The organism is Variovorax ureilyticus, assembly GCF_037889935.1.
Classification (GTDB): domain Bacteria; phylum Pseudomonadota; class Gammaproteobacteria; order Burkholderiales; family Burkholderiaceae_C; genus Variovorax; species Variovorax ureilyticus.
On sequence record NZ_JBBKZU010000017.1, the window covers coordinates 52378 to 66147 of the forward strand.

17 protein-coding genes are annotated in these 13770 nt (G+C 66.5%); 13 read left to right on the forward strand and 4 right to left on the reverse strand.

What is annotated here, in order from left to right; all coding sequences use genetic code 11:
• Window positions 1–3 precede the first annotated feature (3 nt).
• From WKW77_RS28850 to WKW77_RS28865, 4 genes are read left to right on the forward strand one after another with little or no spacing between them, the layout of a single operon-like run.
• The gene (locus WKW77_RS28850; protein WP_218135165.1) at window positions 4–114 is read left to right on the forward strand and encodes a cytochrome oxidase small assembly protein; all 111 of its coding nucleotides are present in this window, start codon (window positions 4–6) and stop codon (window positions 112–114) included.
• Between the two features lie 10 nt (window positions 115–124).
• Window positions 125–754: a cytochrome c oxidase assembly protein gene (locus tag WKW77_RS28855; RefSeq protein WP_340360335.1), complete on the forward strand. Its 630-nt coding sequence runs from the start codon at window positions 125–127 to the stop codon at window positions 752–754.
• Window positions 751–963: a DUF2970 domain-containing protein gene (locus WKW77_RS28860; RefSeq protein WP_340360336.1), complete on the forward strand. Its 213-nt coding sequence runs from the start codon at window positions 751–753 to the stop codon at window positions 961–963. Before WKW77_RS28855 ends, WKW77_RS28860 begins: the two co-directional genes overlap by 4 nt.
• A 52-nt stretch (window positions 964–1015) precedes the next feature.
• Window positions 1016–1897, forward strand: a complete 882-nt coding sequence (locus WKW77_RS28865; RefSeq protein WP_340360337.1) for a cytochrome c oxidase subunit 3 — start codon at window positions 1016–1018, stop codon at window positions 1895–1897.
• A 71-nt stretch (window positions 1898–1968) separates the two neighbouring features.
• Here WKW77_RS28865 and WKW77_RS28870 read toward each other — a convergent pair whose 3' ends face one another.
• A complete protein-coding gene (locus tag WKW77_RS28870) occupies window positions 1969–2190 on the reverse strand; it encodes a twin transmembrane helix small protein (RefSeq protein ID WP_177142633.1) in 222 nt (73 codons plus the stop codon).
• Between the two features lie 99 nt (window positions 2191–2289).
• Between WKW77_RS28870 and WKW77_RS28875 the strand changes: the two genes are divergently transcribed.
• The 6 genes from WKW77_RS28875 to WKW77_RS28900 are packed head-to-tail and all read left to right on the forward strand — an operon-like array spanning window position 2290 to window position 7252.
• On the forward strand, window positions 2290–3024 hold the full coding sequence (locus WKW77_RS28875; protein WP_340360338.1) for an SURF1 family protein: 735 nt from the start codon (window positions 2290–2292) through the stop codon (window positions 3022–3024).
• Complete coding sequence (locus WKW77_RS28880) at window positions 2966–3691, forward strand: SCO family protein (protein ID WP_340360339.1); 726 nt, start codon at window positions 2966–2968, stop codon at window positions 3689–3691. Before WKW77_RS28875 ends, WKW77_RS28880 begins: the two co-directional genes overlap by 59 nt.
• A gap of 7 nt (window positions 3692–3698) precedes the next feature.
• Complete coding sequence (locus tag WKW77_RS28885) at window positions 3699–4880, forward strand: COX15/CtaA family protein (RefSeq protein ID WP_340360340.1); 1182 nt, start codon at window positions 3699–3701, stop codon at window positions 4878–4880.
• A complete protein-coding gene (gene cyoE / locus WKW77_RS28890; protein WP_340360341.1) occupies window positions 4877–5782 on the forward strand; it encodes a heme o synthase in 906 nt (301 codons plus the stop codon). The genes WKW77_RS28885 and cyoE overlap by 4 nt, the downstream gene beginning before the upstream one ends.
• On the forward strand, window positions 5779–6405 hold the full coding sequence (locus WKW77_RS28895) for an SCO family protein (protein WP_340360342.1): 627 nt from the start codon (window positions 5779–5781) through the stop codon (window positions 6403–6405). Before cyoE ends, WKW77_RS28895 begins: the two co-directional genes overlap by 4 nt.
• Before the next feature lie 10 nt (window positions 6406–6415).
• A complete protein-coding gene (locus WKW77_RS28900) occupies window positions 6416–7252 on the forward strand; it encodes a DNA alkylation repair protein (RefSeq protein WP_340360343.1) in 837 nt (278 codons plus the stop codon).
• Between the two features lie 46 nt (window positions 7253–7298).
• Here WKW77_RS28900 and rpoH read toward each other — a convergent pair whose 3' ends face one another.
• From rpoH to ftsY, 3 genes are all read right to left on the reverse strand, one after another.
• Complete coding sequence (gene rpoH / locus WKW77_RS28905) at window positions 7299–8237, reverse strand: RNA polymerase sigma factor RpoH (RefSeq protein ID WP_340360344.1); 939 nt, start codon at window positions 8235–8237, stop codon at window positions 7299–7301.
• Window positions 8238–8372: 135 nt separating this feature from the next.
• Window positions 8373–8834, reverse strand: a complete 462-nt coding sequence (locus tag WKW77_RS28910) for an Mpo1 family 2-hydroxy fatty acid dioxygenase (RefSeq protein WP_340360345.1) — start codon at window positions 8832–8834, stop codon at window positions 8373–8375.
• Window positions 8835–8913: 79 nt separating this feature from the next.
• Window positions 8914–10170, reverse strand: a complete 1257-nt coding sequence (gene ftsY / locus WKW77_RS28915) for a signal recognition particle-docking protein FtsY (protein ID WP_340360346.1) — start codon at window positions 10168–10170, stop codon at window positions 8914–8916.
• A 29-nt stretch (window positions 10171–10199) separates the two neighbouring features.
• On the opposite strand from ftsY, the gene WKW77_RS28920 reads away from it, so the two are divergent.
• Genes WKW77_RS28920 through WKW77_RS28930 form a run of 3 tightly spaced genes read left to right on the forward strand, consistent with a single transcriptional unit; the run spans window position 10200 to window position 13734 of the window.
• Window positions 10200–11657 (forward strand): M16 family metallopeptidase, encoded by a 1458-nt coding sequence (locus tag WKW77_RS28920; RefSeq protein WP_340360347.1) that lies wholly within the window; start codon window positions 10200–10202, stop codon window positions 11655–11657.
• Window positions 11658–11674: 17 nt separating this feature from the next.
• A complete protein-coding gene (locus tag WKW77_RS28925) occupies window positions 11675–13021 on the forward strand; it encodes a M16 family metallopeptidase (RefSeq protein WP_422823287.1) in 1347 nt (448 codons plus the stop codon).
• A 56-nt stretch (window positions 13022–13077) separates the two neighbouring features.
• Window positions 13078–13734 (forward strand): RsmD family RNA methyltransferase, encoded by a 657-nt coding sequence (locus WKW77_RS28930; RefSeq protein ID WP_422823288.1) that lies wholly within the window; start codon window positions 13078–13080, stop codon window positions 13732–13734.
• The last annotated feature ends 36 nt before the right edge of the window (window positions 13735–13770 follow it).

Genomic DNA, 13770 nt, shown 5'->3' on the forward strand with positions numbered 1-13770 from the left:
GTGATGACACCCGAGCAAAAGAGGAACAACCGCCGCCTGGGGCTGACGCTGGCCTCCATCGCGCTGATGTTCTTCATCGGCTTCATCGTCCGCATGGTCTGGGTCGGCCGCTAGGAACGCCGCGATGAAGATCGGCCAGCGCATCCGCCGGGAAAATGTCCGCATGGTCGGCAAGCTGGCCGTTGTCGCGGCCGGCATGTTCGGCTTCGGCTATGCGCTGGTTCCGATGTACCGGGCCATCTGCGAGATGACCGGCATCAACATCCTCGCGCGGTCCGAACTCGAAGTGCCGGGGGGCGCTTCCGGCGGCAAGGACGTGCGTCTGCCCGAGAACACGCAGGTCGACACGAGCCGGACCATCACGGTCGAATTCGATGCCAATGTCCGCGGGCTGTGGGACTTCAAGCCCGCGCAAAGCTCGATGCAGGTGCACCCGGGCGAGTTGCACACGGTCATGTACGAATTCCAGAACGTGCAGAACCGCCGCATGGCCGCGCAGGCGATCCCGAGCTACGCGCCCCAGCAGGCGGCGCCGTACTTCAACAAGCTGGAGTGCTTCTGCTTCAACCAGTACACGCTCGATGCGGGCGAGAAGAAGCAGTGGCCGGTGGCCTTCGTGATCGACCCCAAGATCTCGAAGGACGTCAAGACGATCACGCTGTCGTACACCTTCTTCGAAGTGGGCGGCAAGACACCACCCGCACCCGTGGCCAACAACGCGGCGACGCCACCTTCGACGGAGCCGCGCTCATGACGACGTCGCCGGAAGAACCTCGCAAGGGATCGCTGTGGCGGACAGCGCGCGCGATCGGCTGGTCGTTTTTCGGCGTGCGCAAGAACAGTGCCTTCCAAGACGACATCGCCAAGCTCAATCCGCTGCACATCATCGCGGTCGGCCTCGTGGCCGTGGCGATTCTTGTCGTAGCGTTGATCCTGGTCGTTCGCTGGGTCGCCACGGCGTGAAGATCAACCCCACAAGAAACTGAACCGAGAGAGAAGAAAGCCAGGACCTGATATGAGTTCAACGACGCACGGCACCACGCCCTACTACTTCGTGCCCGGGCCCTCTGCCTACCCGGTGATGGCCGCAACCGGCCTGCTCTTCGTGATTCTCGGAGCGGCCCAGTGGATCAACGGCCACCAATGGGGCGCATGGTCGCTGCTGCTGGGCATGATCGTCTGGCTCGGCACCTTGTTCGTGTGGTTCCGGGCGGCCATCGGCGAGAGTGAAAGCGGCAAGTACGGCTACAAGGTCGATTTGTCCTTCCGCTGGAGCATGAGCTGGTTCATCTTCTCGGAGGTGATGTTCTTCGGCGCCTTCTTCACCGCCTTGTGGTGGGCGCGCACGCACGCGCTGCCGTCGCTCGGCAGCCTGGACAACGCAATCCTCTGGCCGGACTTCAAGGCCGTGTGGCCGACCGTCGCCGCCGGCGCGACCGGCTCGCCCGCTGACATCGTCGAGCCCTTCCAGACGGTCGGTCCTTTCTGGCTGCCGACCATCAATACCGCGCTGCTGCTGAGCTCCGGCGTGACGCTCACGATCGCCCACCACGCGCTTCGCGCCGGTCATCGTGCGCAGACGGTGCGGTTCATGTGGCTGACGGTGTTGCTGGGCCTGACCTTCCTCTTCGTGCAGGGCTACGAATACCACCACCTTTACACCGAACTGAACCTCAAGCTCAGCTCCGGCACCTACGGCTCGACCTTCTTCATGCTGACCGGTTTCCACGGGCTGCATGTGTTCATCGGCATGCTGATGCTGTTCTTCATCACGCTGCGCATTCGTGCCGGCCACTTCACGCCGGAACGTCACTTCGGCTTCGAGGGTGCCGCCTGGTACTGGCACTTCGTGGACGTCGTGTGGCTCGGCCTTTACATCACGGTCTACTGGCTTTGAGAAGCTTCGACGGCACAACAAAAAAGCGCCGCAAGGCGCTTTTTTCATGGTTCTCCCGCGACGGGAACGAGCTACTTGCCCACCGGCAAGCCCCCTGGCTGGATATATCCGAGTTTCCAGGCCACCAGGATGCACAGGAACAAAACAACCGACAGCCCGATCCGAACCGTCAGCGCGCGCGCCATGCCGCCTCCTTTGGCGCGGCCGTTGCGCCCGTCCCTCAGCATGAAGAACAGCGCGAACCCGAGGCTCGCCAGGATGCCCGCGAAGGCGAGGGCGACAAAGTACTTCATGAATCACATTATCGGCCGCAGAGGCGGTCTCACGGTTTGAATACAGATATCCCTGTCGATACATCGCCCGCGCGTCGCGGGCGTTTCTGGCTGGTCACATTGCTGGCGGCCATTGGCATCGCGGGCACGTTCTCGCTGGGACAGTGGCAGCTCTCCCGCGCGGCGCAGAAGGAGGCCATCCAGGCCGAGATCGATGCGCGGAAGAACCTGGAGCCGCTCGATCAGGCCGCTTTCCTGGCGCTGGAGAACGCTTCTTCCTCCGCCCTTCACCGGCCGGTTCGGCTGCGCGGCCTCTGGCTCCAGTCGCAGACGGTCTATCTCGACAACCGGCAGATGCACGGGGTGCCCGGCTTCTACGTCCTCACGCCGTTCGCGATCGAAGGCTCGAACCAGACCGTGATGGTGCAAAGGGGCTGGATCCAGCGCAATTTCAATGACAGGACCCAACTTCAGCCGGTCGTGACGCCCGCCGGCCTGGTCGAGGTGATCGGCGCGATTTCGCCACCGCCGTCGCACCTGCTGGACCTTGGCAAGACCGAGCCCTCAGCGCCAATGCCGGACGGCGCGGGGTCTTCCCCCATCCGGCAGAATCTCGACCTTGAAGCGTATCGAGCCGAGACCGGGCTGCCCCTGCGGACCGATATCTCCCTGCAGCAGAACGGCGAGGCATCCGAGGGCCTGCAGCGAGATTGGCCGGCTCCCGCGCTGGGTGTCGAAAAGCACTACGGCTATGCGTTCCAGTGGTTCGGGTTGTCGGCCCTCGTCCTCATTCTCTATGTCTGGTTCCAATTCATCGCCCCCTACCGTCGCGCACGCCTTGCCCGCCGCCGCTGACGAGCCGCTCGGGCTGACGGTGCACTCGATGCCGTCGCCGCGCCAGGCGCTCGACGCGGCGGCGACGCGCCGCAAGGTGACCGGTCGGTGGAAGATGATCCTGGTCCTGCTGTGCTGTGCGGCGCCGGTGATCGCCTCGTACTTCACCTACTACGTGATCCGCCCGGAGGGCCGCAGCGTCTATGGCGAATTGATCGACCCGCAGCGCCCGATGCCGAACCTCCAGGCCACCTCGGCCGACGGTGCGACGATCCAGCTTCAATCGCTGCAAGGGCAGTGGCTGCTGGTCGCGGTGGCCGGCGCCGCCTGCGACTCGGTGTGCGAGCAGCAGCTCTATCTGCAGCGTCAACTGCGCGAAAGTCTCGGGCGCGAGAAAGACCGGCTCGACCGCGTCTGGATCGTGAGCGATGCGGCGCCGCTGCCGAAGCGTCTCGAAGATGCCCTGCACGGCGCGACGGTCGTCCGCGTGCCCGAAGCGCAACTGGCGCAATGGCTGGCCCCCACCGCGGGCCACGCGCTGGCGGATCACCTCTACCTGGTCGATCCGATGGGCCACTGGATGATGCGTTTCCCGCCGCGCATGGATACCGCCGGCGCGAGCCGCGCCAAGCGCGACCTCGACAGGCTGATGCGCGCCTCCGCGTCGTGGGACGAGCCGGGGCGCTGAGCGAGTCATGGAAAGCACCTCGCTCTACGACCTCACCCCGATTGCCTGGCTGCTGGCGGTCGGCGTGCTGCTCGCGCTCGGGCCGCTGGTCTGGGTCTGGCGGCGCAATGCCGGCGCCGGCCCGGCGCGCAGGCTGCACGCGCTGACCGTGCTCACGCTGTTCCTGACCTTCGACCTCACGCTCTTCGGCGCCTTCACCCGTCTCACGGATTCCGGTCTCGGCTGTCCCGACTGGCCGGGTTGCTACGGCAACGCGAGCCCGGTCGGTGCGAAACACGAGATCGCGATGGCACAGGCCGCCCAGCCGACCGGGCCCGTCACGCACAGCAAGGCCTGGGTGGAAATGGTCCACCGCTATCTGGCGACCGGTGTCGGCGCGCTCATCCTCGCGCTCGCCGTCGCCACCTGGGTCGCGCGGCGCCGACAACGCGCGGAGCACACCGGCACGAGACCGCTGAGCGCCTGGTGGCCCGCGGCGACGCTGGCATGGGTCTGCCTGCAGGGGGCTTTTGGCGCGCTGACCGTGACGTGGAAGCTTTTCCCTGCCATCGTCACGCTTCATCTTCTGGGCGCCGTGGTGCTGCTCGCGCTGCTCTGCATCCAGGCCGTGCGCTACCAGCAGGATGCGATTCGGCGTCCGCCGACGCCCGTGCCATCGGCGCTGCGCAACCTGCTGATCGCGACTATCGTGCTGCTGGTGCTGCAGATCGCGCTCGGCGGCTGGGTCAGCACGAACTACGCGGTGCTCGCCTGCACGCAGTTCCCGACCTGCCAGGACAGCTGGTGGCCGCCGATGAACTTTGCGCAGGGATTCCAGCTCTGGCGCCATCTCGGGGAAACGGCGGACGGCGCCCCCATCGACTTTGCTGCCTTGACCGCGATTCACTATGTTCACCGCCTGATGGCCTATCTCGTCTTCATCGCCATCGTTGTGCTGGTGCGTTCCCTTCTTCGTGTACGGCCCCTGCGTCCGCAGGCGCGCTGGCTGGCCGGGCTCGCGCTGCTCCAGCTCGCGACCGGCCTCGGCAATGTGCTGCTCGGCTGGCCGCTGGCGGCCGCCGTGCTGCACACCGGCGGCGCCGCGGCGCTCGCGGTGGTACTGACCTGGACTCTGTGCGAAAGCCGGCGCGAGGGCGCAGCCGTGGCAGCAACTGCCACCGGGCGCCGCGATGGATTGGAGGCCGCATGAGCGCACCGGCTTCCGTCCACAGCTCGCACACCGCCAACGTGATGCGCCAGTTCTACGCACTGACCAAGCCGCGCGTGGTGCAGCTGATCGTGTTCTGCGCCCTGATCGGCATGGTGCTCGCCGTGCCGGGTGTTCCTGGCTGGGCCGACCTCCAGCAGGCGGTGTTGGCCTGCATCGGCATCTGGCTGGTCGCCGGCGCCGCTGCGGCGTTCAACTGCCTCGTCGAAAAGGGCATCGACGCCAAGATGAAGCGCACCGCATGGCGGCCTACCGCGCGCGGCGAACTGAGCGACCGGCAGGCGTTGATCTTCTCGATCGCCCTGTGCGCCCTGGGCTCCGCCATCCTCTGGTTCGCCGTGAACCCGCTCACGATGTGGCTGACCTTCGCGACCTTCGTCGGGTACGCGGTGATCTATACGGTCATCCTCAAGCCGCTGACGCCGCAGAACATCGTCATCGGCGGCGCCTCCGGCGCGATGCCGCCGGTGCTCGGATGGGCCGCGATGACCGGCGAAGTCAGTCCCGAGGCGCTGATCCTCTTCCTGATCATCTTTCTCTGGACGCCGCCGCACTTCTGGGCGCTGGCGCTCTACCGCGTCGAGGACTACCGCAAGGCCGGCCTGCCGATGTTGCCCGTGACGCACGGGAACGAGTTCACGCGGTTGCATGTGTTGCTCTATACCCTGATCCTCTTCGCGGCATGCCTGATGCCGTTCATCTACGGGATGAGCGGCTGGCTCTATCTGGTGGTGGCCTTCGGCGTGAGCATCGGCTTCACGGGCTATGCGTTCGCGCTGTGGCGCAACTACTCCGATGCGCTGGCGCGCAAGACTTTCCGCTTTTCGCTGATCCACCTGAGCGTGCTGTTCGCCGCACTGCTCGTCGACCACTATCTCCGATGACTTCATCCATCAACAAGCGGCAGGCCCTCCGCCGGATCGCCATCGCGGCGGGTTCGCTCGCGGCCGCCTGCGCGGGCATCAACCTCGCGGGCTGCACCGAATCCAAGCCGACCTTCAATGCCGTGGACATCACCGGCGCCGATTACGCGAAGGACTTCTCGCTCACCGACGCGAACGGCCGCGTGCGCACGATGGCGGACTTCAAGGGCAAGGTGGTCGTGCTCTTCTTCGGCTACGCCCAGTGCCCGGATGTCTGCCCGACCACCATGACCGAGATGGCGCAGGTCAAACAGCAACTCGGAAGCGATGGTGACAAGCTGCAGGTGGTGTTCGTCACGGTCGATCCCGAGCGCGACACGCCGGAGGTCATGAAGGCATACATGGGTGCGTTCGATCCGTCCTTCGTCGCGCTGATCCCGACCGCCGAGCAACTGCCGCCGCTCGCCAAGGACTTCAAGGTCTACTACAAGAAGGTCGACGGCAAGACGCCGACGAGCTATTCGATGGATCACTCCGCGGCCAGCTTCATCTACGACCCGCAGGGGCGGCTCCGGCTGTATGCGCGGTACGGCGCCGGCGTTCCGCCGATGGTGGCCGACATCCAGGCGCTGCTGAAGTCCTGATCGCGCTTCCGTGGACGACAGCGTCGATCACCTCAGGTCGCGGAAGGGCGCGTTCCGCATCGCGCTGATCCCGGCGGAGGTGCTGGAAGCGCTCAACGACGGGAAGCTCGAGACCGTCAATCTCAACGAGTTCCTGGCGTTGGAACTGCCGCGCCTGGCACGCAAGGTCGCGGTGCACATCGGGCTCGATGCGCAAAGCGAGCGCTTGATCGACACCTTCGCGATGCTGCCGGCCTTCAAGCCCATGCAGCGGCACGGCCATATCGCGCGTGCGCTGTACGACCTGACGGCCGAACTTGCCGAGCGCGATGCCGTAGCCCATCGGCTCGCGACCCATCCGAGCGACGTGGCGCGCTGCTGGGCGACGCACTGGATTGCGATGTCGGGGCTCCCGTTGCAGGCACAACTCGAAGCCGCTTGGCGCTTCGCCGCGGATCCGCATTTCGGCGTCCGCGAAATGGCATGGATGGCCGTGCGAGACGCGACGATCCGCTCGCTCGACGAAGCGTTGCGGCTCCTCAAGCCGTGGGCGCTCGATCCCGACGCGAACATCCGCCGCTTCGCGAGCGAGCTGACGCGGCCGCGCGGCGTGTGGTGTGCCCAGATCGAGCAGTTGAAGGCCGAACCGTGGCGGGCGATCGAGCTTCTCGAACCCTTGCGGGCCGATCCCAGTCGCTACGTACAGAACTCGGTGGCGAACTGGCTCAACGACGCGAGCCGGACCCAACCGGACTGGGTGGAAGAGATCTGCGCGCGATGGCAGCGCGACAGCGACCTGCCGGAAACCCGCTACATCGCGCGCCGCGCTCTGCGCACCTTGTCCCGGCAGGCGCCTGCGCCGGTCTGAAAACGAAAAAGCCCGGCGGGGCCGGGCTTGTCGGAGCGGGGGCGTCTCAAGCGTATTCCGCGAGCGCCTTCTTCATCTTCTTCATGGCCGCCACCTCGATCTGGCGGATGCGCTCGGCGCTCACGCCGTAGACCTCGGCGAGGTCGTGCAGCGTCATGCCGCCCGAACCGTCGTCGTTCACCTTCAGCCAGCGCTCTTCGACGATGCGGCGGCTGCGGTCGTCGAGGGCCTCGAGCGCCGTGGTGATGCCGTCGGTCGACAGCCGGTCGCGCTGGCGCGACTCCAGCAGCGCGGTCGGCTCCTGGCTTGCATCCGCCAGGTAGGCGATCGGGCCGAAGCCGTCTTCGCCGTCGTCGGACGGACTCGGGTCGAGCACCACATCGCCACCGGAAAGCCGGGTTTCCATCTCGAGGACTTCCTCCGGCTTCACGTTCAGGCGGGTGGCCATCTGCGAGACCTGGTCCGCGCTCAAGGTGTCGCGGTGCGCCTCGCCCTCAATGGCGGCTTCGGCCTTGAATCCCTGCTTCATCGAGCGCAGGTTGAAGAACAGCTTGCGCTGGGCCTTGGTCGTCGCGACCTTGACCATGCGCCAGTTCTTCAGGATGTACTCGTGGATCTCGGCCTTGATCCAGTGCATGGCGTAGCTCACCAGCCGCACGCCCTGATCGGGATCGAAGCGCTTCACGGCCTTCATCAGGCCGACATTGCCCTCCTGGATCAGGTCGCCGTGCGGCAGCCCGTAGCCCAGGTATTGGCGGGAAATGGAGACGACCAGGCGCAGGTGCGACAGGATCAGCGCACCGGCGGCTTCGAGATCGTTGTGGTCGCGCAGTTTGCGCGCGTAGCCCTGCTCTTCCTCGAGCGTCAGCAACGGCAGCCGATTGGTTGCCGAGATATAGGCGTCCAGGTTGCCCAGCGGAGGCACTATCGACCACGGATTGGCGACGGCGAGCTGGTTGGCAGAGGCTCCAGACAGTGTTGTCATTCGGGAAACTCCTTCGTTCTTGGCCATATTAGCACTCGATTAGAGGGAGTGCTAAGACAAGGGTTCCCTGGCCGCGTCAATGGCGGCGATAGCTTGACAGCACCACTTTCAGTGGCCTGCGGGGCGCTCAAGGTATCACCAGCGGATACCAAGACGCTGAAAAATCTTCGAAAGTACAAAAAGTGGTCCAACCCAGAGGTACTGGATATCCTCGAAGAAGGAAGGCTTCTTCCCCTCGATCTTGTGGCCCACGAACTGGAAGATCCACGCCACCACGAAGATGGCGGCGGACACCGGCAAAACAAGGCTTCCCATGGCGTGCACGGCGGCCAGAAGGAGCACGGTGCCCACGAGCATGGTGATCAGGAACGCGGGCACGTGGAGCCGTGCGTAATACACCAGGCTCGCAGCCACGAACGCGTAGGCGACCCAGGGATGCAAAGCAAAGAGAAGGCCGACGATGCTGAGCATGATCGCCGGGATCGCCACCATGTGGATCGCCTCGTTGACTGGATTCCGGTGGCTCTCCTCGTAATGGGCGAGCAGGCGATCGACCTTCCGGTCGGTGCCGGCGAGCGGGGCGGCGGTGGTGTCCATGCGGTCTCCTTGTTCTGGTGCCGCGGACATGATGCCAGAGCGGCTCCGGCGCAACAGGAGGATGAACCCGACCGTTTATTTACCCGAGAAGCGCCTGTGCGAACTCCCGCGCGTCGAAGGTTTCCAGGTCTTCCAGCTTTTCGCCAACACCGATGAAATAGACCGGAACTGGCCGCTCGCGCGCGATCGCGCACAACACGCCGCCCTTGGCGGTGCCATCGAGCTTGGTGACCACCAGACCCGTCAGGCCGAGCGCCTCGTCGAATGCCTTGACTTGCGCCAGCGCGTTCTGCCCCGTGTTGCCGTCGATGACCAGCAGCACTTCATGCGGTGCCGTCGGGTCGGCCCGATTGACGACGCGCTTGATCTTCTTGAGCTCGTCCATGAGGTGGATCTGCGTCGGGAGCCGGCCCGCCGTGTCGACCAGCACCACGTCCTTGCCGCGCGCCTTGCCGGCGTTGACGGCGTCGAAACTGACGGCGGCGGGATCGCCGCCTTCCTGGCTGACGATCTCGACGGTGTTCCGGTCCGCCCAGACGAGCAGCTGCTCGCGCGCGGCGGCGCGGAAGGTGTCGGCCGCGGCCAGCAGCACGGAGGCGCCCTCGTTGGCCAGATGCTTCGTCAGCTTGCCGATCGACGTCGTCTTGCCCGCGCCGTTCACGCCGGCCACCATGATCACGGTCGGGGTGTACTCGCCGATCACGAGTGGCTTTTCGAGCGGGCGCAGCAGGTCGGCGATCGCATCCGCCAGCAGCACCTTGACCTGGCCGGCGTCCGTGGCCATGTTGCTCTTGACCCGGCGCCGAAGGTCCTCCAGCAGATGCTCGGTCGCCTTGACGCCGGTGTCGGCCATCAACAGCGCCGCTTCCAGCTCTTCGTAAAGCTCGTCGTCGATCTGGGCGTTGACGAACGCGGCGGTGATGCTGTTGCCCGTCTTGCGCAGGCCGCTCTTGAGCTTGCCCAGCCAGCCGCTGCGCTCGGGTTGTGCAGGTGCCGGGACCGGCGCAGGGACGGCTGGCGCGGGCGCCGGTGCCGCGACGGGCGGGGGTGCAGGCTCGGCGGGAATCGGCTGCGGGCTCTCGGGCTGGTTGAAGAGGGGGGGCGCTTCCTGGGAAACGGCCGGTGCAGGGACCGGTTCGACTTCGGCGGCAGGCGAGGGCGCAGGTGCCGGTGCCGGTGCCGGCGGAGCGCCCTTGCCGAACCAACTGGAGGGCGAAAAGACCGACCTTGCCGGCGTGGCCGGAGCCGCCGGTGTTTCACCCGACGAAACCTCGGGAGAAGGCGCCGGTGCCTGGGCGGCATCGGGCTGCGGTTTTTTCTTGAAGAAACTGAACATTGGCGGGTTTTTACAATCCGAGCCATTCTATGAAACACCCCTCGCCACGCCGCGCTGCGCTGGGTGCGGTGCTGGCCTTGGTGCTCTCTGCACCCTGGGCGCTGCCCGCCTTCGCGCAGTCTTCCCCCTCGAAACCCGCAGCCGCATCGCCTTCCAACGGGGCGCCGGCCGCCGAGAAATTCACCCTCGCCAATGGCATGACGCTGATCGTGCAGCCCGACCGGCGCGCACCCACCGCGGTCCAGATGCTCTGGGTCCGCGTCGGCGCGATGGACGAGGTGGACGGCACCTCCGGCGTCGCGCACGCGGTCGAGCACATGATGTTCAAGGGCAGCAAGACGCTCAAGCCCGGCGAGTTTTCCCGCCGCGTCGCGGCACTCGGCGGCCGCGAGAACGCCTTCACGACCCGCGACTACACCGGCTACTACCAGCAGATCCCGGTTGAAAAACTGGAGCAGGTCATGAAGCTCGAATCCGACCGCTTCGCCAGCAACCAGTGGCCGGACGACGAGTTCAAGCGCGAGATCGAGGTGGTCAAGGAAGAGCGGCGCATGCGCACCGACGACCAGCCGCGCGCCTTGCTCGGCGAGCAGCAGAACGCGGCGGTGTTCACCGCCTCGCCGTATCACCGCCCGGTGGTCGGCTGGATGAGCGACCTCGATGCGATGACTCCGGACGACGTCCGCGACTTCCTGGCGCGCTGGTACACCCCCGCCAATGCCGCGATCGTGGTGGTGGGCGATGTCGACGTGGCGCAGGTTCGCGCGATGGCCGAGAAGTACTACGGTTCGATCCCCGCGCGCGCCGTGCCGACCCGCAAGCCGCGCACGGAACCCGCGCAGCGCGGGATTCGCCGCATCGAATACAAGGCCCCGGCCGAGCAGGCCTACGTTTCGCTCGCTTTCCGCGTGCCGCAGATCGATACGGCCGACAACTTCAAGGGCGACATCGATCCCTACGCACTCGTGGTGCTGGCGGCGGTGCTCGACGGCTATCCGGGGTCGCGGCTCGATCGCGCCTTGACGCAGGGCCCCGACCGGGTCGCGGATTCGGCGGGTGCCTACTCGGGCTTCGTCGGCCGCGGGCCGCAACTCTTCGTGCTCGATGGCGTTCCGGCCGCCGGGAAGACGGCCGAAGCGGTCGAGGCCGCCTTGCGCGCCGAGGTCGCGAAGATCGCCCGCCAAGGGGTCGGCGAAGCCGAACTCGCGCGCGTCAAGACGCAGTGGGTGGCGAGCGAGACCTACAAGCTCGACTCCGTCATGGCACAGGCGCGCGAACTCGGCAGCAACTGGGTGCAGGGGCTTCCGCTCGACGCGAGCGCGCGCATCATCGAGCGGCTGCAGAGCGTCACCGCGGAGCAGGTGAAGGCTGCGGCCGCCAAGTACTTCGGAGATGACCAGCTCACGGTCGCCACGCTGCGTCCGCTGCCGCCCGAGGCGAACCGTCGTCCGCGGGGATTCGCGGCACCGATGGGCGAAATGCGTTGATGGAAAGCGGAAGACCCATGTTCAAGTTCCCGACAACAGGCCTTCGCGCCTTCCTCTTCGGCGCCACGGTGCTGATGGGCGCGAGCGCCCAGGCCGCGATTCCGATCCAGCAGTGGACCCTGGCGAACGGCGCCAGGATCTATCTGGCCGCCACCAACGCCTTGCCCATCGTCGATGTGCAGGCCGACTTCGACGCCGGTTCCCGCCGCGATCCGGCGGCCCAGGCCGGCCTCGCCAACGTGACCGCCACGATGGTCGAGAAGGGCATCCGCGCGAACGGCAGCGACCCGGCGATGGACCAGAACGCGCTCGGCGAAGCCTGGGCCGATCTCGGCGCGAACTTCGACGTGAGCGCCGGCGGCGAGCGCACCAGCTTCACGCTGCGCACGCTCGCACAGCCCGCGCTGCTGGACAAGGCGGTGCGACTCGCCGCACGCCAGATCGGCGAGCCCGCATTTCCGCCAGACGTCTGGAGCCGCGAGCGCGAGCGGCTCAACGCGGCCATCAAGGAAGCCAACACCAAGCCCGCCACCGTGACGGAGAAGGCCTTTGCGCAAGCGGTCTACGGAACGCATCCCTACGGTGTCGAAACGACCGAGGCAACGCTCGCGCAGATAGACGTGGCGACGATGCGCAAGCGCTACGAGCAACTCATCGTGCCTTGCCGGGCGAAGATCAGCATCGTCGGCGCCGTCACCCGTCCGCAGGCGGAGGACATCGCCAAGGCGCTGCTGTCGCGCCTGCCATCGTCGGCATCGTGCCCGGAACTGCCCGCGGTGCCCGAAGTTGATCCGCTTGCCGCCGCGAAGGAAACGCGCATTCCCTTCGATTCCGCGCAGGCGCACGTGCTCATCGGCCAGCCGGGCTACCGGCGCGCCGACCCGGACCACTTCGCGCTGAACCTCGGCAACTACGTGCTCGGCGGCGGCGGGTTCGTTTCGCGACTCACCGAGCAGGTGCGCGAAAAGCGCGGGTTGACCTACAGCATCTACAGCGGCTTCTCGCCGGGCCTGCAGGCGGGTGCATTCCGCATCGGCTTCCAGACGCGGCCGGACCAGGCCGAAGAAGCGGTCAAGGTCTCGCGCGAGGTGCTGGCGAAGTTCGTCGCCGAAGGGCCGACCGAAGCCGAGCTCAAGGCGGCGAAGGACAACCTCATCGGCGGGTTCCCGCTCTTGCTCGACAGCAATCGCAAGCTGCTCGGCAACGTCGCCAATATTGCCTGGCACGACCTGCCGCTCGACTACCTGGAAACCTGGACGGCCCGCATGAACGCCGTCACCGTGGCGGACGTCAAAGGCGCCTTCGCGCGCAAGCTGCAGCCGGAGCGCATGGTGACGGTCATCGTCGGCGCCAAGCAGCCCTGACCGCGCGAGGGCATCGAAGGCGCAATCCGCGCCTTCGATGCCGTTAAGCTTTGGGCGTGAAACCCGCGCCCCGAAAATCCATCCCCGCCAAATCGCCTGCCGCCCTCGCCAGACTTGCCAAGGCGCCTCATTTCGTCCGCATCATCGGCGGCGAATGGAAGCGAACCCGCCTTGCCGTGGCCGACAAGGCCGGCTTGCGTCCCACGCCCGACCGGGTGCGCGAGACCCTTTTCAACTGGCTGGCCAGCCTCGCAGGTGCCGGTGGCGGCGAACTGCCCGGATGGCGCTGCGTCGATGCCTTCGCGGGCACCGGCGCGCTCGGGCTGGAAGCCGCCTCGCGCGGTGCCGAGTCGGTCCTGCTGTGCGAGCAGGACCCGGCGCTCGTCGCGCAACTGCAGGCGCTCAGGACAAAGCTCTCTGCAGAAGCGGTGCGCGTCGAACGCGGCAACGGCATCACGGCGCTGGAGCGCACGCCGGCCGGCACTCTCCATGTCGTCTTCCTCGATCCACCGTTCGACAACGCGGGCCTCTATGCGCCCGCATTGAATGCTGCGATGCGCGCGCTGCGGCCAGCCGGTGTGATCTACCTCGAAGCCGCGCGGCGCTGGAACGACGAGGAACTCGCGTCGCTCGGCCTCGTCGTGTACCGCCATCTCAAGGCCGGCGCGGTGCATGCGCACCTTCTTCAGCGTGCCGCGGACGCGGCTGCATAATCCGCCGAAACACAGGGCCGCGAGCGGCTGCATGAG

What these genes read in the sequence shown, in the direction of transcription:
- WKW77_RS28850 (WP_218135165.1), top strand. Translation starts at nt 4, where the DNA reads ATGACACCCGAGCAAAAGAGGAACAACCGCCGCCTGGGGCTGACGCTG.
- WKW77_RS28925 (WP_422823287.1), top strand. Translation starts at nt 11,675, where the DNA reads ATGTTCAAGTTCCCGACAACAGGCCTTCGCGCCTTCCTCTTCGGCGCC.
- WKW77_RS28920 (WP_340360347.1), top strand. Translation starts at nt 10,200, where the DNA reads ATGAAACACCCCTCGCCACGCCGCGCTGCGCTGGGTGCGGTGCTGGCC.
- WKW77_RS28885 (WP_340360340.1), top strand. Translation starts at nt 3,699, where the DNA reads ATGGAAAGCACCTCGCTCTACGACCTCACCCCGATTGCCTGGCTGCTG.
- WKW77_RS28910 (WP_340360345.1), bottom strand. Translation starts at nt 8,834, where the DNA reads ATGGACACCACCGCCGCCCCGCTCGCCGGCACCGACCGGAAGGTCGAT.
- WKW77_RS28870 (WP_177142633.1), bottom strand. Translation starts at nt 2,190, where the DNA reads ATGAAGTACTTTGTCGCCCTCGCCTTCGCGGGCATCCTGGCGAGCCTC.
- WKW77_RS28895 (WP_340360342.1), top strand. Translation starts at nt 5,779, where the DNA reads ATGACTTCATCCATCAACAAGCGGCAGGCCCTCCGCCGGATCGCCATC.
- rpoH (WP_340360344.1), bottom strand. Translation starts at nt 8,237, where the DNA reads ATGACAACACTGTCTGGAGCCTCTGCCAACCAGCTCGCCGTCGCCAAT.
- WKW77_RS28860 (WP_340360336.1), top strand. Translation starts at nt 751, where the DNA reads ATGACGACGTCGCCGGAAGAACCTCGCAAGGGATCGCTGTGGCGGACA.
- cyoE (WP_340360341.1), top strand. Translation starts at nt 4,877, where the DNA reads ATGAGCGCACCGGCTTCCGTCCACAGCTCGCACACCGCCAACGTGATG.
- ftsY (WP_340360346.1), bottom strand. Translation starts at nt 10,170, where the DNA reads ATGTTCAGTTTCTTCAAGAAAAAACCGCAGCCCGATGCCGCCCAGGCA.
- WKW77_RS28855 (WP_340360335.1), top strand. Translation starts at nt 125, where the DNA reads ATGAAGATCGGCCAGCGCATCCGCCGGGAAAATGTCCGCATGGTCGGC.
- WKW77_RS28865 (WP_340360337.1), top strand. Translation starts at nt 1,016, where the DNA reads ATGAGTTCAACGACGCACGGCACCACGCCCTACTACTTCGTGCCCGGG.
- WKW77_RS28880 (WP_340360339.1), top strand. Translation starts at nt 2,966, where the DNA reads ATGTCTGGTTCCAATTCATCGCCCCCTACCGTCGCGCACGCCTTGCCC.